This is a genomic window from Arenibacter arenosicollis (assembly GCF_014397245.1).
In the GTDB taxonomy this organism is placed as follows: domain Bacteria; phylum Bacteroidota; class Bacteroidia; order Flavobacteriales; family Flavobacteriaceae; genus Arenibacter; species Arenibacter arenosicollis.
This window is the reverse complement of sequence record NZ_JACLHY010000022.1, coordinates 32538-49589: the sequence shown is the minus strand read 5'-3', so window position 1 is coordinate 49589 and position 17052 is coordinate 32538. Positions and strand designations below refer to the sequence as shown.

Here is a 17052-nt window from a genome sequence, read left to right as displayed (position 1 = left end):
TGACTTAGATTTGGATTTATTAGTTTTTCTTAAAACATGGAAGCCGTAAATATCCTAAATCTTAGTAAATATCACAAAGTTGTGGAGAAGAGATTCCGCGTTATGTAATTATTATTGGAGTTTGGCGTGGAGGATTTAGTGGGTAGGCCTTTCTTCAAATTCCGGGCAGTCCAACCTAATATCCCTATTCAATAATTCCTTGTCCAACAAATTGCAATAATCCTGTTCAGCTTCCCTACGGTAGAATTTACAGCCATAACAAGTCCTTTGCACCGTAAGTATTCCGCTTCTATTTAATTGATATATCAATTTGCTAAGGGTGCCGAATAAACCTCCCAGGTCGGTCTGATTTATATTTGTAAGCTGAGTTTTTAAAGGATTTGCGAAATCAGATGTTTCTTCCACCATTTTTTTACCCTCTGGGGACAAACCTATGGAATAACTTCTACTATCGTTGGAGGAGTAGTTTTTGGTAATTAAACCTTTCTTGTCCAACACCCTAATAGCATCACTTATAGTAGGTTTGGTAATATTGAATTCTTTGGCCAAGTGACTTACATTACAGAATTCGGTTTTGTGGTAGGCGATGAAAATTAGGATCTGGATCTGGATGGGACTTAATCCCAATAATTTGGCTTTATCCCAGAGCAAAACCTTGAATGCTTCGGATATACGTTCAAGTCCGGCAACAATTTTACTGGAAACGTCGATCTCCTGATGGTCTGGATTAAAAATACTCTTGTTCATATAAAAAGCCTGCCGGGATTTTGCCCGACAGGCAAAGTTAGTTATCCTAATTAAATTATTCGCAATTTTCCATTTCTATGATATAATACCCTTTTTTATTGATGGTATCCGCTATGGCATCTGCAGCCTGTTCCATATGGCAGAACTTACATTCCCTGGAGGATAATTCGGCTGTTTGGAACGGCTTTTTGGATAGAAATTCACGACCGTAACTAAAAATACAGTCCTTATCCTCCGTAGTAGTGGGTACGAGTATATCAAAATGCATGGTCTTGCCGTCTTCACGGGCTACGTAAGTGTCCCAAACCGATATTTTCATGGCGTTCATTATTAAAATTATAAAACAAGTTATTAGGAATCCTAACTTTAAGGGTTAAATTTTTTTAACCCTTTACATCTGCCATGGAAGCACCGAAGTTAATGTGCAGCACATTTCCAGTAGGGGTGACCAAGGCTGGAACCGATTTAACACCGGCCTTTTCGGCTTCGTGAATACGTGATTTGCTGGTTCCAAAATGTACAATTTCAACATTGTCTTTTCCTACTAGTTCTAAGATCTCATGTTCTGCACTTAGGCATACTGGACATCCTGCGTGATAAAAAACTGATTTTTTCATTTTTCTTAAATTTAGGTTATTGCACTATTGCCATACAAATATAGTAAGGAATCCTAACTATACAAATTAAATTAATCATTTTTACGGGTTCACTTATGATCTCAGGTTGGTTTCAGGAGGTGGGAATCAATGGCAGCCGCAATATTTATCGCTATTGGCCTTTTCAAAACATTCTTTCCCTTCCTTAAATGCAAAATATGAAAGCCCCAGTGTTCCAACACTGTCTATATAGGGAATGTTCCAAAGTTCATAGATGCCACTGCTGATCAAAAGGATAATGGACATATACACACAGACCATTGTACAATTGGCATCGGAGAGAATAGGTTCCGAATCCAGTTTTTTACCCACGTTTCTTTTGCCCAGTACAAGCATCCACATAATGGCAATGGAGACGATAGAAATGACGACGCCCCAAAAGGTGGTGATTGGTTTATGACCACTCCATATGTTATACAGGCTTGTAAATACCAAGGCCACGACCAAACCATAAAAGGCAAATCCTGTAATCCTCAAAGCGGTACGTTCAAAGGGATCCTTATTACTATCAGGTCTTTTTTGAATCCGAATAATCATATGTGCTATTCCAATACCGGAGATGACCTCTATAAAACTATCCGCACCAAAACCGAACAGCGCCAGACTTTCGTCCTCGAAACCCAGGTAGGTGGAGATTAGACCCTCCGCAATATTGTAGATTATGGTGAACAGGGCGAATCCCAGAGCAATTTTATAAAGACGGATATTATCTGTGGTAGTGATTATATTTTCCATGTGCTATGTTTAATACAGCTAGATGGGGCTGTAGGTTTGCGGATTCTTATGAATCGATTCATGGATTACCTTTTATTGAATCCTTCTACTAACGTAAAGATATCCAGACTTAAGCAAAATCTTGGTCTCCCTTACTGTTTAATTTAGGTTCTTGGTCAAATCCAATTCAAAATACTTGGCCGATTCGTGGGGATTATGGCGATAAGCAGAAATTTCTACAAAACCATGGTCCGTATACAATTTTATGGCCGATTTCATAAAGTCGGCCGTGTCCAATTTTACACTTTTGTATTGTAGTTTCCTTGCGGTATCTAGACATTGTTTCAATAACAGTTGCCCTATACCCAAGCCTCTACCGTTGGGTTTTACATACATTCTTTTAACCTCACAATCCTCCGCGTTGAATCTGCGGAGACCGGCGATGCCAACGGCCTCCTCGTTTATATAAGCTATAAATAACCCACCGTCCTTAGGGTTGTACATTTCCGGTAAGCCTTTCATTTCTTGATCAAAGTTTTGAAAGGAGAGGTCAATTCCCAACCAGGCTACATATTCCAAAATCAACTCTTTTGCCTCAAGGTATTGGGTCGTGGTTTGGGCCAGTTTTATTTCAATCTTGTTTTTCATGCAGGATTTAATGGATTATTCGGTTAAACTAGTATACGAAAAGTTTGGAAATTTACAGAAGAATCACTGGAAAATTAGGTTCGGGAAATGTTTTTGGTGAAAGCAATATGCACTTTCCAAAATGGCCAATTTTTTACTAGCAGTAAGTTTCTTAATATAATACTAGTATGCCAAAGGGAGGCTGGTATTAAAAACTGATTAGTCGTCTTTTTTGTATAGGCCCGATTGGAATCCCTTTATAATTATTAAGTGTCTTATCCAAGATTTATTTTTATCAGTTTGCTAAAACGTTAATATCCTTTATTAATCGCTCAATTTCTTCACTATTTGTCCCATCATAAATTCCTCGTATTTGTTTTTTCTTATCAACCAATATAAAGTTGGGGGTATGAATAAAATCTTGCAGTCCACCATCACCTTGCTCAACAACGGCAAAAAAACTTTTCCTTGCCAATTCATAAATATGTTTTTTATTTCCAGTTGTTATATTCCATTTAGAATCTATTACGCCTTTGTCGGTTGCGTATTTTCGCAGGACAGGAATGCTATCAATGGTAGGTGTTACGGACAATGATAAAAACATTACTTCGTCGTTGTTTAGAAATTTATTTTGAAGTTCAACCATATTGTTGGTCATTACAGGACAAATACTTGGGCAATTTGTAAAAAAGAAATCGACGATATATATTTTGTCTTTGTAGTCTTCTTGCGTTATACTTTTTCCATTTTGATTTATCAATTCAAAATTGGCAACAGTATGATCTTTAGCAGTCTTTTGTAAACTGATATCTACTAATTCTGGATTAAAGTCGGAAGGATTATAGACGGGTAATTCTTTTTTTGTCGTCTCATTACAAGACAACAAGCACCAAATAAGGGAGCCTATGAGCATGTAATAGAGCCTGTTCATTTTAAATGATATTCTTTTCAAGGAATGTTTTGGCCTCTTTTATTTCTTGTCTATCGCTATCTGCGTTCTCTGTTAGTTCTATCAATGCTTTAAAAAAGGCTGTTGCTTTTTCTTTATTGCCCGCCAGTTTTGATGCAATTGCTGCTCCATAGATTCCGTTGAATCTGTTAGGGCGCCGTTCTAGATTTAACTCATAGGCGGCTAAGGCCTCGACAGGTTTGTTTAGTGTTAGGAGCATGTCTGCCAAAAGTTCATCTGCGGGTAAAATTTCTCCTGGCGTTACCGGATGTTTGGAGGTAAGGCTTTCCATTTCTGCGGCGGTATTCATCAAGGATAGAGCTTCTACACTATTCCCTTTTTTCAGTTGAAGCCATGCCTCTATTGATTTAATTTGGATGGCTACTTGGTTAGCTTTATAAGGATCGTTCAATGTTATTAGCTCCTTTTCAAGAGAACGCAGCAAATCAAGTTCGTCCTGAGCGGCTGATAGATTATCGGTATGTATATTCCCCAATGCCTTTGCAAAATGTAATAGGGCTTTTTGCCAAGGGAATTTTTGCCATTCCATCTCCGCAATTTGAGGCAGCTCTAAAGCTGCTGCTTCTTCCCAATCTTTGTTTTCAACAGCTAATCGTGTAGGAATGGATGCTGCTGTATATGCAATTTTAAAATTCGGAGGAAATATTTTTTTAAACGATTTAAGATAAGTGTACTGTTCCTTGGCAAGTGTATTGTTTCCTGTTTGCAAATAAGCATAAACCAGATATTCCATTGCATGTACTTCCTCGTCCCAATGAGCTCCGGGTTCTATGCTTTCTGCATAACAAACAGCTGAAGCTGCTGAATTGATATTGGTATTAATGGATTCTTCCCAAAGTCCTAAGCGTGTAAAAATGTGCGACGGCATATGCTGTGCGTGCGCAGAATTTGGAGCAATACTGGCATAACGTCTAGCGGTGCTAAGACCTAAGTGGGCCAATTCCGGATAATCGTATGAATGAATTATATAATGGGCAATGCCCGGATGGTTGGGCTCTTTTTTGAACAAATCTTCCAATATTTTTCCAGCTTCCCGTTGTTTGGAATACGTTTTGTCCGACTCTACAGCCGATGCACTAAGAGCCAAGGCATAGAAAACAGCTACTTCGGTTTCCTCTCTATTTTCTTCATACATCTCTTTCATTTTTTGAGCATAAGCTAACTTTCTGGTTTGGTTATCTACTGTTTCCCAGTCCTTATAAAAAGCACCTATGGCTTCAATATATTGTTCTGCTTTTTTTGATTTGGGCAATTTTTCAGCTACTGTAAGAAGTTTTCCCCCTTTTTCAAGACGAATTTTTCAGGAGGTGCCCATAAACCGTGGTAAATACTCATTGCTACACCCCAATAGGCCATGGCACAATCTGGATCTTTATCCAATACCTGAACAAAGGCCTTTTCTGCCTCAGTATATTCAAAGGAATGGAGCAGGGAAATGGCCAGATTAAAGGTTTCCCTTGTTTCGTAACTGCAGGCTTCGGAAAAGTTGACGTTGCCAAATTGTCCATTTCCACATAATTGCAGTTCACCTCTCAAAAGATCTAAAGAGGCTAATTTTGGGTCCGGTTTATTGTTTTTACAACCGACAAAAAAAACAAGCACTAAAACACTTGCAATAACCCATATTGTTTTTGAACGTTTCATATTCCCTAGGTATTAAATTATAATACTCAATGTTTTTGATACTCATAAGGTACAGTATTAGATTATGATTGTGAATCATAATTCTGTTCCAAGCGTTAATCTTGGTCTTAAAAATGAGAGGGAGATATTGAATAGTTAAGTTACAATAATTTTTTTGTATTTGCATTGTTTGTGAATAGCATTTTCAACGGCAGGTTATTGCCTATTTAGCCTTGGTTTTTCGTGAAGTGATACAACTAAATTTGGCAGTATATTACAATTGAAATTCTATTTCACTCCTTGCTTACTTTCTTACGAATTTGGGAAACCAAACCAATTACTAATACAACGCCGGTTATAATAATCGGAGAATTTACGCTGCCTTTTTTTGTATACCAATACTGTACCAATAACCCAAAGAACAAACGCAATTGCAAATTTAATCTTTGTTGAGTTTTTCATATTTCCTTCTAAATATTGATTTTTATACTTGCTGCTAACAATTATATATAATCATTGGTCATTGGCGTTAAACTGCGGTTATAATAAGTGGGGGAAGTATGAAGGTATTAATTTACAATATTTTTTTAAGTGTGAGCTTGGCTACTTCTGAGTTGTACAAATAATCAATTTATCTTGTTGTTATTTACTATGTTTTCCGTGACGGACTTTGACGATTCCTATTCCATCCTCAAAATTTACATGCCCAAGGTAGGCAAGTGTTTTACCTTGTGATAGGTGAGGGCTGCAGTGATGCAAGCCTGCAGTTCCTCTTTTGGAATGCTGTCCCCAAGGTGAAAAATGATGGCCCTACTGCCCTCAAACTTAAATGAATTGTTGAACACCATTTTAAAGGTAGGTACCAATTTACTGGTACACTTGAAGTACATGGCGTACTGATCTGGATTTTTGGGTTTCCAATCTATTCTAATGGTACTACCACTTTTGGTTAAATAACTGGGCTCGCTCCATTTCAAAGTTTCTTCCAACAAGCTTAGACCTTCTATTTTTTTGGCGGATTCAATGATCAGTGTACGCAGGTATTCTATTTTTTGTCGGATCTCCGGGGGGTAATTGTCAAAAACCAATGCAACCTCGGGATTCGTCTTTATCTGTAAACTCGTCATAACTTATAATTTGGACCTAATGTTGGTCTCAACCTTCATTATGGTTTTAATTAAGAAAGGTAGCGGATAAATTAAATTTTTGCAAATGATCTAAAAACCGTCGTACAAACCTTGCCTTGATCCTCTAATATTAAAAATTAACAAAAATCTATGGCTGTTAACGTTAACGAATAAAAAAATAATACTAACTTTCATAGCAAAAGTAAAAAGCTATTGTTCTGTCATTCAAATTAACGTGACTTTTATAGGGCATAATCACCTGAAAAGGAGGAAGTGGCCAAGGACGGCATTACCTATTAATGGGCGATATGGTTCCTTTTGCTTAATGGATTAAACAAAGTATAAGTGGTTATAATAAGTAGAATTATTGTGTAATTGAAGTTAATGTAAATATAGAGTCAAATGAAATCAACGAGAAGATCCTTTATTAAAAGAACGGCTGTGGCCAGTTCGGCCGTTATTGCCGCACCGACCATAATTTCGTCCACCGTTTTTGGAGCCAACGACCGTATTAATGCGGCAGTTTTGGGCGTCAATGGCCGTGGAAAAAGCCATATCCAAGGCCTAATGGCACAAAAGAACGTACAGGTCACCACCTTATGTGATCCGGACATGAATTTGTTGCGGGAGCGCCAAAAAACCTTTAAGGAAACATATAAAAAAGATGTTGCCTTGGAGCAGGATCTCCGTAGGGTTATGGATAATAAGGATATAGACGTGGTTAGTATTGCATCGCCGAACCATTGGCATGCCCTTTCTGTAATTTGGGCCTGCCAGGCAGGTAAGGACGCCTATGTTGAAAAACCGGGGTCGCACAATATTTGGGAAGGCCGTAAAATGGTGGAAGCTGCAGAAAAGTATGGTCGTATTGTACAGCACGGGGTTCAATTGAGGAGTTCCCCCGCCGTAAACGAGGCTATCAACTTAATGCGAGATGGATATATAGGTCGGGTATATATGGCCAGAGGTATAGTTTTTCGTTGGAGGGGTGATATCGGTGACAAAGGTTTTTCTCCTGTGCCAGCAGGGATAGATTATGATCTGTGGACTGGGCCAGCTCAAAAGCGTCCGTTTACAAGGAATTTGGTGCATTACAATTGGCATTGGCATTGGGATTATGGTAATGGCGATGTGGGCAACCAGGGTATTCATGAAACAGATCTTTGTATGTGGGGCTTGGATGTTGGGCTTCCTACAAAGATTACTTCCATGGGCGGTAAATTCCTATGGGATGATTGCAAGGAAGTGCCAGAGGTACTTACTTCGGTATATAACTACCCTGAAGAAAGGAAAATCATTCAGTTTGAAGTACGGCCTTGGTGTACCAATACCGAGGAAGGTGCCACTGTAGGTAATATTTTCTATGGAGATAAGGGAATATTGGTCGTAGACGGTTATGACAAGTATAAAACATATCTAGGAGAGGACAGAACACCTGGTAAATCTGGTGAGGATGGTGGAGAGTCCGGATCTGGAATGGATCGTGGTGCCGGTGGTACGGACGGACATTTTGCCAATTTTATCGAAGCCGTGCGCAAGCGTGACAAAACTATTTTGAACGGACCAGTAGAAACTGCACATCTTTCCTCTGGATTGGCGCATTTGGGGAACATTGCCTACAGAACGGGACGTGTCCTAGACTTTAATCCAAAATCCGAATCCTTCGTAAACGATCCCGAAGCGGATAAAATGTTGAGACGTGATTATCGTAAAGGGTTTGAGGTTCCAGAAAATGTATAATTGGAAAATGACTTCCGTTTAAGTAAATAAAACTGGAAAGTTCAGTAAGATTAAAACCTTGGCCAAGGAATTCCCTGGCCAAGGTTTTTTTATTAAATCTAAATTGCACGTATGCCAAATAGCCCGGAATAGGGGAGTACCGGTCCTTTTTATGGAGCCTATTGTTTACTGAAAGAGCTGTATGGTATAATCCAATAATGCCATACCTCCATATTTGCCATGACCGGGAATTACAATTTTGGTAGCAGGGTATTTTAATTTGATATTCTGTACGGTTGCTGGCCATTCAGCTGTATTGGCGTCACCTAAGTATCCTTTGCCTGCGTTTTCCTCTTTTATGAGGCACCCGCCAAAAATAGCTTCGTCTTCTGGGAAATATCCTATAATATTGTCTTTGGTATGGCCTTCCCCAAAATATTCTGCATACACTTTTTTGCCTCCGACATGCAAACTAAGCTTGCCGTTAAATTCTTGTATGTGTTTGGTAAAGTTTGATTTCTCCGTGTTTAATAATACCATTGTTTTATTATTGGCGTATACGGGAATGCCCTTATCAACAAAATTAGCGATCCCTCCAATACAATCTTCATGAAAATGGGTTGGAATTACCGCAGTTATATCCGTTTTCAATTTTTTGGTCACAAATTTTATTAATTCCAGGGAACTTATATTGTCCGTGGGGGTGTCGAACACCACTCCTTTATGGTTATTGATGACCAAAATTCCGTTACAGGCGACTTTTCCGAAATCATCCGTATTTAAAAAGGAAATATGCTGGTAAATATGTTGGGACAGTTTAAGAACAATTAAATTTTCGGATTCATAAACTTTTAAGCTGTCACCAGGAGCCAAGTTCATCACTTGAATTTTAGCTGCCTTTGTCGTATTTGTTTGGAAGGGCGATGCCTTGAACGCCAACAAACTTAGGGCCGCAATTAGAATTATTGGCAATGGGTATTTGCTCATAAAAATTTATGATTTTTGTTAGTCATTTAATCCCTTGCCGTTAAGAATTTGCTCCATACATTTTTCAATTCTGGATATTCTGGTTTTGGATTGTTTGGGTTGGGAAAAATGAAGAAGATATCCTCTTTGTCGGCCAGGAGTAAGCGATTCAAAGGCAAACTTTAATTCAGGGGTTTCATTAAGTTTCTTTTGAAATTCCTCCGGCACTTTGTATTCCTTGGTTTTTTTAAAATCTATTTTTAATCCGGCTTTTTCTACCTCTACGGCCTCAAAGATGTAGGCTTTTAGGGTAGCTTCCATCCCCGCTATTTCCTGGACATTGGTAAACCTGATCTGCCGTGCTGCCTGTACATTTTCGGTTTGTTGAACAAGGATGCCATTGGTATCCTTTAAAAGGGCACCTTTATGGAATAGCAGTGCACAGTATTCTTTAAACCCATGTATTAGAACTATATTTGTACCCTTGAAGGTGTAACAGGGTTTGCCCCATTTCAATTCTTCTGTAAGTCCACAATCCAGAATAAGTATTCTCAATTTCTTATAAGCGTCCTGCCACTTACTTGCCTTATTAAAGAAAAAATCAAGCTCGGGATTCATAGTTTTTTATTTTGTAAAATATTATCCAATACGTATTTCCTAAATAACAAGTACAGTTTGTTCTCTTAAAGAACATATTTTAAATAAAAATAAGAGATCTGTTGCAATCCTCAAATTGTAGGCCTGAGCCAGAGTTTTCTGGGCAAATGGCTTAGTTTATATCAACCTTCATATTTGTGAAATTCAGAAACCGTTAAATAATATCCATTAGGATCTCGAATTGAAAATTCCATTTTCCCCGAGTTCTTATTTAAGTGAATATCTTCTTCCATCGGGTGGCCCACTGCTTGGATATTTTGTCGTATTCCGTTCATATTATCAGTCCTGAAATAAAGGATAAGTCCATTTCCAGGAGTAATTATTGGATTGTTCATAGTAGGATGCTGGTGTTCACCCCACTTATGAAGGCAAATTAATACTTCATCATTTTTAGACACCAAAACCTCAAAATCTTTTCCACCGTGCATACTTCTACAACCAAATACTGACTGATACCATTTTGAACTGGCTACAACATCTTTTACAGCTATTATCGGGTCAATTTTAATCATTACCTATGTCTTTTAAATTTGAATCGTTGGGTTAGTTGAGTGTTCGCTTATTGAATTTGTTATCTAATGGTTTTTTTTATTTCCAATTATTTCATTTTAGTACCTGCATCATCTCTGCCGATTCAATATCGGTTTTGTTGGTCCAACCGGCTTTTGGGTTTTCGCCCTTCATCTGGCGCTCGTAAAAATTTCGGTCAGCTTCATTTGCGTACATATACTCATCAAAAACATGCCCATTTCCAAACATGCGAGGGTCTTTTTGTTTTTTTAATTCTTCAATTAATTGTGTTTCCAAATTACCCGCAGTTTCCAACAATCCGGGTTGGTCTATAAGATTATTAATACAAAAAGGATCTTCAACTACATTATATAACTCTTTATAGGGCCGTTTCCCAAAACAGAGATCCCAGTATTTATTTGAACCCATTTTCCTACGGTCATTCAATATTTGAGTTTTTGTAGCACCTCCATCGGTGTTTAAATAACCTGTTTCCGGATTTCCTGCAGGCCAGCGGTCTGTTTCAAAATTAAGTACCAGCAAATAGTCTCCCTTTCGAATGCCTCTAATTGGATATCCCACATCATTTGGTCGTCCCACATCATGCCGTTCTTTACCAATTAAAACATAATCTCTGTCTGCCGATATATTTTCACCATTATCGGAATACAGGATATCAGTTAAACTTCTTCCTTCGATTGGCTGCATTTGTGATTTAGACTGTTCAATACCAGCCAATTCAAGAAATGTTGGTGCAAAATCGATAAAACTTACAAAATCATTAATATTACGACCTGGTTGTTTTATACCGTCTTTCCACATAATTGCAAGAGGCAAATGGTTGGAATACTCATAGGCCTGACCTTTAACACGTGGAAATGGCATTCCGTTATCTGATGTTACGATAACAATTGTGTTGTCTAACATTCCCCTTTCCTCAAGGGTTTTTAGCATTCTCTCCAAATGTGAATCGAAGTATTCTATTTCGTAAGCGTAATCGAGCATATCTGTTCTGACTGCTTCCGTGTCTGGCCAAAAACCCATTACTTCATCAACATCTTCGAGCTTCTTATTGCCTTTGTTTATACCGCTGCCATATTCATATTCACGATGTGGTTCGAACCCTCCATACCAAAAACAAAAAGGTTTGTCTTCTGTTTTCTCATTTAGAAATTCAATAAAATTGGCCGCGTAATCTATATTGGACATTGCAGTTGTGGGAGGCGTTGTTTTCTTTTCGTTAAATTCCTTTCCCAAAACAAGTCTTTGTTTTCCACTTTCGGTCAAGGCCACGGTTGGAGCCAATCCTTTGGCAGTTAAACCCACATGATAGCCGTTATCACTGAGCGTTTCGGCATATGTTTTAAATTTAGTTGGAAAATAACTCCAATGATTACCCGCCTCTTCCAATTGCCATGAATTACGACCAGTTACAATACAGGAACGTGAAGGTGCGCACTTTGCATTAGGGGTATATGCGTTGGTAAACAGTAAACCTTGTTCAGCAATTCTATCGAATGTTGGAGTTTTTACCCAAGAGCTGCCATAGGCACCCATGTGCTTAAAGGTAGCATCATCGGCAATACAGAAAAGTATGTTGGGAGGAGAACTTTCTACCTGTTTTTTTGCTGGATTGCAACTTAGCATTATCCACAAAAAGGTAATTGTTGAAAGGAAGGTGATTTTTAATTTATTCATTACGGGAAATTTTATTTTTTGATTAGCCTAAGTTAAAACTTTTCATTAACCAATATTTACATTAAATAAATACCCGACCATAGCAGTCAACCCCATTGCCACTGTGCCCCAAAATGTGATTCTGATGATAGCCTTACTAATACTTGATCCACCCGTTTTTGCTGCTAGTGCCCCTAGGATGATCAGGAAAAAAAGAGCAAAACCGTAAAGTGAATACTCCATGCTTTTTAAGGGCAAGAAGAGGGTTACGATGAGAGGTAGTATTCCACCAACTGTAAAAGCTGCTCCGGAGGCAAAAGCGGCTTGTAAGGGTTTGGCTTTACTTATCTCATTCAGGCCCAATTCATCCCTCATGTGTGTTCCTAAGGCATCGTGTTCTGTTAGTTCTTTTGCTACTGTTATGGCGGTTTCTTTTTTTAGACCTCTTTTTTCATAAATCTCAGCTAACAGCTGCAATTCGATCTCAGGTGTTTCTGTTAATTCTATTTTCTCTCTTTCAATATCTGCTTTTTCTACATCGGTCTGGGAACTTACGGAAACGTATTCACCTGCTGCCATAGATAGAGCACCAGCTACCAATCCTGCTAGAGTTGCTAACACAATTGGGTCTCTAACTTCACTTGCAGCGGCAACACCTATTGCAAGACTTGCCGTTGATAAAATTCCGTCATTGGCCCCAAGAACAGCTGCTCTTAACCAGTTACTTCGGTGGATGTAATGGTTGTCCAAATAATTGTCTATATTCTTTTTAGCTTCACTCATTTAATTGGTTTGGTTTAATGTATGTGTATAGTAACTCCTTACTATGGTTCTTATATAACCGTTTTCAAACCCATATTATACGTATATGCTACGGGTATTTATAAAGGTTTAATTTACAATATTTTTTAATGAGGTAGGTTTAAGACGTGCTGCAATATCTTTTTCTTAATTAGTAGTACTAGAGCGGGGTATTTTCTATCTTTGCGCCATGGTAAAAGAAGATGTTTTAGCGCTGGTCGACCAAGGCCTAATGCTTCCGCTAATGGAAGAATTTTACACTATTCAGGGCGAAGGGTTCCACAAAGGGACCGCTGCTTATTTTATTCGTGTGGGCGGTTGCGACGTAGGTTGCCATTGGTGCGATGTTAAGGAGAGCTGGAATGCGGAAACCCATCCACCTACTGGCATAGACCATATTGTGGCGAATGCGGCTAAATATTCCGACACCATAGTCATTACCGGGGGTGAACCCCTGACCTGGGATATGGGACCCCTAACAGATGCCCTAAAGGCCAGAAATCTAAAGACCCATATTGAAACTTCCGGGGCCTATCCTCTTTCAGGAACCTGGGACTGGATCTGTCTTTCCCCAAAAAAGAATAAGTTGCCAGAAGGTATTATCTATGACAAGGCACATGAATTAAAGATGATCGTGTACAATAAGCACGACTTTATTTTTGCCGAGGAACAGGCGGCCAAGACCAATAAGGATTGCATTTTGTACCTGCAGCCGGAATGGAGCGTAAGGGATAAGGTCACCCCTTGGATCGTAGATTATGTAATGCAAAACCCCAAGTGGAAAGTGTCGCTTCAAACGCATAAGTATTTGAATATACCTTAGACTGTTAAAGAGCCAAGAGCCAAGAACCAAGATCAAAGAACCAAGAGCCAAGAACCAAGAGGTCTATGGTTATAGGTTGAAAGTGGTTCTGAGCTTAACTGAACCTTACCGCACTACTGACGCCACATCAATAAATAGATTGCCGCGCTGCGCCTCCCTGTCGGTTGGCAAGCCTGTCTATCGACAGGTAGACTCGCAATGACGGCAACTACTTTGAACTATTAAGGTCTAGTCTCCAGATTCTTGGTTCTTGATTCTTTTTCTCCAAATACTCATTACTAAAATTTCAATACTGTTCAATAAACAGATTGCCGCGCTGCGCCTCCCTGTTGGTTGGGAAGCCTGTCTATCGACAGGTAGACTCGTAATGACGGTAATTACTTTGAACTATTAAGGTCTAGTTTCCATATTCTTGGTTCTTGATTCTTTTTTCTCCCACTACTACTGTTCACTGTTCACTGCCCACTGTTCTCTGCCCACTGCCCACGGCTCACTGTTTCCGGTGTGCCAATACTATAGGAGGCTGTCCGTTGAACGGATTCTGCATTCTTCCAATGGTCTTGGCCCCCATACCGGAGGCTCTTATAACACTTTTGTCCCCATAGCGTTCCCTAATCTTATCCAAGGCATTGTATAGATTTAGTATTTCCTCGGTATCGTCAAATAAATTGATCTGGTAATGACCCTGTACCAAATGACTGAAACGAATACCGATCAACCGGATCAACAGTCTTTTGTTGTAAAGCGTATTGAAGAGGTCTAAAATCTTGGGAATCAGGATATGGTCCGCACTGGTGTAAGGAATCTTTAGTTGTTTGGAATAGGTATTAAAATCCGAATAACGAATTTTTACTGCAATGCAGGCAGTAAGTTTTTTTCCCCTCCGTAACTGATAGGCCAGATTCTCGGTCATGGCAATAAGGATTCCCCGCAGTTTAATGACATCAATGGTGTCCTTGTCAAAAGTACGTTCGGTGGAAATGGATTTACGTTCGGAAAAAGGAATAACAGGGGTGTTGTCTATGCCGTTGGCCCGCTTCCAGATTACGCCCCCGTTGGCGCCCAATACCCGTTGCATCATATCCATGGGCATTTCTTGAATGGTCTTTATTTGCCGCAATCCCAAATTCCGAAGGGTCTGATAGGTTTTATCGCCTACCATAGGTATTTTTTTTATGGATAAAGGTGCTAAAAATGGTTTCTCGTACCCTATATCTATCCTTAATTCATTGTTGGGTTTGGCTTCATTGGTAGCTACCTTGGATACCACCTTATTTGCCGATAGCCCAAAAGAAATGGGGAGTCCGGTTTCCTTGATAATTTTGCGGCGCAACTCGGTAGAATATTGATGGCAACCATAAAACCGATCCATTCCGGTAAGATCGGCGTAAAATTCATCGATACTGGATTTTTCGAATAGGGGTACGTGTTCTTTGATAATATCGGTTACGATATCGGAATGCTTGCTGTAGTTTCCCGCGTTCCCTTTTATGATGATGGCCTCCGGACAAAGTTCCTTGGCCATTTTCATAGGCATGCCGGAGTGCACTCCAAAACCTCTGGTCTCATAGCTACATGCTGCCACCACCCCTCTATCGCTAACGCCACCAACGAGTATGGGCCTATGCTCCAATTTACTGTCTTGAAGTCGCTCTACGGATACAAAAAAAGTATCCAAATCCAAATGAAGTATTGTTTTGTCCATTGCACACCAAAAAAAGGTATGCTAAATTATGGAATATTTCCAATATTTTGGACAATATCCATAATTTATTTCAAGACTAATCTTATCCTTAGATCAACAACAAAAAAATTTGGTCTGGTTACGTTGTCCAAGTGGGGGAACTAACATAACATTAAAAAAAAACAAGAAAATAGTATAAAGTTGAAAGTATGCAAAACCTTGGGCTTTGCAATAAAAATGTTCTATTCAAAAGTATATAGCAAGATAGAGAACAAGGCTAGGAAAAAGCAAAGAAACACCAATATCAATAACAACTTTAGTGTTATTGGAACTTCAATTCCATCACTTTTTCCTATCAATAATTCTCTTAAATACTGCATACTTTTCATACTAATGCATTTTCTTCTTTTTTAGTCCCAAACAAATCCGGTAGCCAATCTAAAAATGAAAGCGTACAATACTACGGCAAACATAGCTATACTGAACCACAAGAAAGCTTTGAAATAATTTCTAACAATGATGTTTCCCAAGTTTTTAAATCCTTCGGAATAAATTTCTTTAACGAGTAATAATGTTTTCATACCTTTTGTTTAATGTTATACGGCAAAATTCGACCAGCCTTGCCCTAGATGGAAATTTAGTGGTTAAAAGGAGCAAAAATTGGTTGAAAAACGAGTGGAAGAATATTGTCCGGATGAACGGTTGTTTACAAAGGATAAACCGCAGTTGGGCTCATGAAGGTATATAGTGTTTCAAGGGTTTTAATGGCACTTCAGCGGAGGGGCACTTATAATCTGAAAACGGTTGGTTCAAGAAAGCTGGGCCTAAAACCCCTTGCCAATGGTATTAATCTGCCCGAGTGTTGCGCATTAATCCTTCCTGTGCCACAGAGGCGACCAGGACACCATTTCTGTCAAAAATACTTCCCCTGGAAAACCCTCTGGAATTACAAGCACTGGGGCTGTCCATGGTATACAAAAGCCATTCGTCTATTTTGAAAGAGCGGTGGAACCATATGGCATGGTCTATACTGGCATAAAAAGTTTTTCCCTTCCTAAGTTCTTCACGATGCGGTAGGGATGCGGTGGTAAGTATGTTGTAATCGGAGGCATATGCCAATAACTGCTGTTGTAGTGGCAAATCGGCTTTTACCTTTTCAGTGGAGCGCATCCACATATGGTTAAATGGCGGACCATTTTTAGCAAGCAAGGCGGTTAGGCGTTCTACAGGTTTAAATTCAAATACCTTGGGATGCGTAAGTTTTATAAGATTATAGGAGTCAGGATCTGTTTTTTCCATTTCCTCAATTTGTTCCAAGCTGTTCATTAATTTTTTTGGGGTGATTAAATTGGGCATGGTAATTTGATGCTCCACCCCATCTTCCTTGACCTGAAAAGAGGCGGCCATGTTAAAGATAGCTTTGCCGTTTTGCTTGGCTACCACTCTACGTGTAGTAAAACTACGTCCGTCCCTTAAACAATCTACTTCATAGGTAATGGGAATGTTCAGGTCTCCCCCTAAAATAAAATACCCGTGCATGGAGTGCGCCAGTCTATCATCGGATACCGTTTGGTAGGCGGCATGTAAAGACTGTCCCAATACCTGCCCCCCAAAAACACGGCCCCAGGGAGCTTGATAGTTTTGTCCCACAAAGGTATTGTCGTTGATCCGTTCCAGGGTAAGTAATTGTATAAGTTCTTCTAAGTTGCTCATGCGATGTTATGGATTCAAAAATTACTTTAAGCTGTTGG

19 protein-coding genes are annotated in these 17052 nt (G+C 39.2%); 2 read left to right on the top strand and 17 right to left on the bottom strand.

The genetic code is table 11. The annotated features are described in order from the left end of the window. Positions 1-135: 135 nt before the first annotated feature. From H4O18_RS17555 to H4O18_RS17520, 9 genes are all read right to left on the bottom strand, one after another. The gene (locus H4O18_RS17555; RefSeq protein WP_187587010.1) at positions 136-747 is read right to left on the bottom strand and encodes a MarR family winged helix-turn-helix transcriptional regulator; all 612 of its coding nucleotides are present in this window, start codon (positions 745-747) and stop codon (positions 136-138) included. Between the two features lie 55 nt (positions 748-802). Next, positions 803-1066, bottom strand: a complete 264-nt coding sequence (locus H4O18_RS17550) for a DUF2024 family protein (protein WP_187587009.1) — start codon at positions 1064-1066, stop codon at positions 803-805. A 64-nt stretch (positions 1067-1130) separates the two neighbouring features. Further along, positions 1131-1364, bottom strand: a complete 234-nt coding sequence (locus H4O18_RS17545) for a thioredoxin domain-containing protein (RefSeq protein WP_187587007.1) — start codon at positions 1362-1364, stop codon at positions 1131-1133. Positions 1365-1490: 126 nt separating this feature from the next. Beyond that, positions 1491-2138 (bottom strand): cation efflux transmembrane domain-containing protein, encoded by a 648-nt coding sequence (locus H4O18_RS17540; protein WP_187587005.1) that lies wholly within the window; start codon positions 2136-2138, stop codon positions 1491-1493. Between the two features lie 138 nt (positions 2139-2276). Next, positions 2277-2765: a GNAT family N-acetyltransferase gene (locus H4O18_RS17535; RefSeq protein WP_187587003.1), complete on the bottom strand. Its 489-nt coding sequence runs from the start codon at positions 2763-2765 to the stop codon at positions 2277-2279. Positions 2766-3039: 274 nt separating this feature from the next. Then, the gene (locus H4O18_RS17530) at positions 3040-3657 is read right to left on the bottom strand and encodes an SCO family protein (protein WP_246474397.1); all 618 of its coding nucleotides are present in this window, start codon (positions 3655-3657) and stop codon (positions 3040-3042) included. Between the two features lie 19 nt (positions 3658-3676). Continuing rightward, positions 3677-4966, bottom strand: coding sequence for a tetratricopeptide repeat protein (locus H4O18_RS17525; protein ID WP_246474393.1), 1290 nt, complete (start codon positions 4964-4966; stop codon positions 3677-3679). 8 nt (positions 4967-4974) lie between these two features. After that, positions 4975-5358, bottom strand: coding sequence for a tetratricopeptide repeat protein (locus H4O18_RS22290; protein ID WP_246474391.1), 384 nt, complete (start codon positions 5356-5358; stop codon positions 4975-4977). 677 nt (positions 5359-6035) lie between these two features. Further along, entirely contained in the window at positions 6036-6464 is a 429-nt protein-coding gene (locus H4O18_RS17520; RefSeq protein WP_187587000.1) for a DUF1801 domain-containing protein, read from the bottom strand. A gap of 402 nt (positions 6465-6866) precedes the next feature. Between H4O18_RS17520 and H4O18_RS17515 the strand changes: the two genes are divergently transcribed. After that, on the top strand, positions 6867-8204 hold the full coding sequence (locus tag H4O18_RS17515) for a Gfo/Idh/MocA family protein (protein ID WP_187586998.1): 1338 nt from the start codon (positions 6867-6869) through the stop codon (positions 8202-8204). Positions 8205-8369: 165 nt separating this feature from the next. Here H4O18_RS17515 and bla read toward each other — a convergent pair whose 3' ends face one another. The 5 genes from bla to H4O18_RS17490 all read right to left on the bottom strand — a co-directional run bounded on the left by bla (position 8370) and on the right by H4O18_RS17490 (position 12776). After that, positions 8370-9170: a subclass B1 metallo-beta-lactamase gene (gene bla / locus H4O18_RS17510; protein WP_187586996.1), complete on the bottom strand. Its 801-nt coding sequence runs from the start codon at positions 9168-9170 to the stop codon at positions 8370-8372. Between the two features lie 18 nt (positions 9171-9188). Beyond that, positions 9189-9767 carry a YdeI/OmpD-associated family protein gene (locus tag H4O18_RS17505; protein ID WP_187586994.1) on the bottom strand — a complete coding sequence of 193 codons (579 nt, stop codon included), beginning with the start codon at positions 9765-9767 and terminating at the stop codon, positions 9189-9191. Positions 9768-9928: 161 nt separating this feature from the next. Further along, positions 9929-10318: a VOC family protein gene (locus tag H4O18_RS17500; protein WP_187586992.1), complete on the bottom strand. Its 390-nt coding sequence runs from the start codon at positions 10316-10318 to the stop codon at positions 9929-9931. A 91-nt stretch (positions 10319-10409) separates the two neighbouring features. Then, complete coding sequence (locus H4O18_RS17495; RefSeq protein WP_187586991.1) at positions 10410-12014, bottom strand: sulfatase family protein; 1605 nt, start codon at positions 12012-12014, stop codon at positions 10410-10412. Between the two features lie 45 nt (positions 12015-12059). Beyond that, positions 12060-12776 carry a VIT1/CCC1 transporter family protein gene (locus tag H4O18_RS17490; protein ID WP_187586989.1) on the bottom strand — a complete coding sequence of 239 codons (717 nt, stop codon included), beginning with the start codon at positions 12774-12776 and terminating at the stop codon, positions 12060-12062. 208 nt (positions 12777-12984) lie between these two features. Between H4O18_RS17490 and H4O18_RS17485 the strand changes: the two genes are divergently transcribed. Further along, on the top strand, positions 12985-13617 hold the full coding sequence (locus H4O18_RS17485) for a 7-carboxy-7-deazaguanine synthase QueE (protein ID WP_187586987.1): 633 nt from the start codon (positions 12985-12987) through the stop codon (positions 13615-13617). Positions 13618-14107: 490 nt separating this feature from the next. On the opposite strand, the gene H4O18_RS17480 is transcribed toward H4O18_RS17485, so the two are convergent. From H4O18_RS17480 to H4O18_RS17470, 3 genes are all read right to left on the bottom strand, one after another. Beyond that, complete coding sequence (locus H4O18_RS17480) at positions 14108-15322, bottom strand: DNA polymerase Y family protein (RefSeq protein ID WP_187586985.1); 1215 nt, start codon at positions 15320-15322, stop codon at positions 14108-14110. 389 nt (positions 15323-15711) lie between these two features. Further along, positions 15712-15882: a DUF6747 family protein gene (locus tag H4O18_RS17475; RefSeq protein WP_187586983.1), complete on the bottom strand. Its 171-nt coding sequence runs from the start codon at positions 15880-15882 to the stop codon at positions 15712-15714. A 265-nt stretch (positions 15883-16147) separates the two neighbouring features. Beyond that, a complete protein-coding gene (locus H4O18_RS17470; protein ID WP_187586981.1) occupies positions 16148-17014 on the bottom strand; it encodes an acyl-CoA thioesterase in 867 nt (288 codons plus the stop codon). Between the last annotated feature and the right edge of the window lie 38 nt (positions 17015-17052).

Coding starts and splice junctions, on each gene's coding strand:
- H4O18_RS22290 (WP_246474391.1), bottom strand. CDS start 5,358: ATGAAACGTTCAAAAACAATATGGGTTATTGCAAGTGTTTTAGTGCTT.
- H4O18_RS17530 (WP_246474397.1), bottom strand. CDS start 3,657: ATGCTCATAGGCTCCCTTATTTGGTGCTTGTTGTCTTGTAATGAGACG.
- H4O18_RS17505 (WP_187586994.1), bottom strand. CDS start 9,767: ATGAATCCCGAGCTTGATTTTTTCTTTAATAAGGCAAGTAAGTGGCAG.
- H4O18_RS17535 (WP_187587003.1), bottom strand. CDS start 2,765: ATGAAAAACAAGATTGAAATAAAACTGGCCCAAACCACGACCCAATAC.
- H4O18_RS17515 (WP_187586998.1), top strand. CDS start 6,867: ATGAAATCAACGAGAAGATCCTTTATTAAAAGAACGGCTGTGGCCAGT.
- H4O18_RS17485 (WP_187586987.1), top strand. CDS start 12,985: ATGGTAAAAGAAGATGTTTTAGCGCTGGTCGACCAAGGCCTAATGCTT.
- H4O18_RS17550 (WP_187587009.1), bottom strand. CDS start 1,066: ATGAAAATATCGGTTTGGGACACTTACGTAGCCCGTGAAGACGGCAAG.
- H4O18_RS17495 (WP_187586991.1), bottom strand. CDS start 12,014: ATGAATAAATTAAAAATCACCTTCCTTTCAACAATTACCTTTTTGTGG.
- H4O18_RS17540 (WP_187587005.1), bottom strand. CDS start 2,138: ATGGAAAATATAATCACTACCACAGATAATATCCGTCTTTATAAAATT.
- H4O18_RS17475 (WP_187586983.1), bottom strand. CDS start 15,882: ATGAAAACATTATTACTCGTTAAAGAAATTTATTCCGAAGGATTTAAA.
- bla (WP_187586996.1), bottom strand. CDS start 9,170: ATGAGCAAATACCCATTGCCAATAATTCTAATTGCGGCCCTAAGTTTG.
- H4O18_RS17490 (WP_187586989.1), bottom strand. CDS start 12,776: ATGAGTGAAGCTAAAAAGAATATAGACAATTATTTGGACAACCATTAC.
- H4O18_RS17470 (WP_187586981.1), bottom strand. CDS start 17,014: ATGAGCAACTTAGAAGAACTTATACAATTACTTACCCTGGAACGGATC.
- H4O18_RS17480 (WP_187586985.1), bottom strand. CDS start 15,322: ATGGACAAAACAATACTTCATTTGGATTTGGATACTTTTTTTGTATCC.
- H4O18_RS17520 (WP_187587000.1), bottom strand. CDS start 6,464: ATGACGAGTTTACAGATAAAGACGAATCCCGAGGTTGCATTGGTTTTT.
- H4O18_RS17500 (WP_187586992.1), bottom strand. CDS start 10,318: ATGATTAAAATTGACCCGATAATAGCTGTAAAAGATGTTGTAGCCAGT.
- H4O18_RS17545 (WP_187587007.1), bottom strand. CDS start 1,364: ATGAAAAAATCAGTTTTTTATCACGCAGGATGTCCAGTATGCCTAAGT.
- H4O18_RS17555 (WP_187587010.1), bottom strand. CDS start 747: ATGAACAAGAGTATTTTTAATCCAGACCATCAGGAGATCGACGTTTCC.